Origin of the sequence: Actinomadura sp. BRA 177, from assembly GCF_013372625.1 — a bacterium.
Classification (GTDB): Bacteria; Actinomycetota; Actinomycetes; order Streptosporangiales; family Streptosporangiaceae; genus Spirillospora.
Genome location: NZ_JABXFD010000012.1, coordinates 1 through 449 on the forward strand (window position 1 = coordinate 1; position 449 = coordinate 449).

Consider the following 449-nt stretch of genomic DNA (forward strand, 5'->3'; position numbering starts at 1 on the left):
CGCGGGGTGTGCACGTGCGGCATGGACGAACGGGGGACTCCCCGACTCGGCGTCCCCCGATCCTGCGATCCCTGTTGGAACTAGTCCTGCGTCATCAGCGCGCGACGGCCGGCTTCGGCGGACCGTACTCCGAGCACCATGTCGATCTCCGCGACGGTCAGCGGCCGCTCCGCCGCCGCAACCGCACTGAGCATCTCGGCATAGAGTTCGCTCTCGTCCAGCGCAACACGGTCGTGGACGCGCAGATCGAGATTCTGGCGCACCGCGTCCACCTCCGTTCGTTCACCCACACCTGTCACTTAGACACATCTGACGCTGCAGACGCAGAGGGTAGAGTAGATCTAGGGGGACGCCGCAGCATCAAAAAGAAAAAGACAAGAAGAACAACAACAATGATGCCAAACCACGACACACCACAAGAACGCGCGAAGAGAACACACAAACTCAAA

1 protein-coding gene is annotated in these 449 nt (G+C 60.8%); it reads right to left on the minus strand.

What is annotated here, in order from left to right; genetic code table 11:
• Positions 1-80: 80 nt before the first annotated feature.
• The gene (locus tag HUX53_RS00040; RefSeq protein WP_217918931.1) at positions 81-272 is read right to left on the minus strand and encodes a hypothetical protein; all 192 of its coding nucleotides are present in this window, start codon (positions 270-272) and stop codon (positions 81-83) included.
• Positions 273-449: the final 177 nt, after the last annotated feature.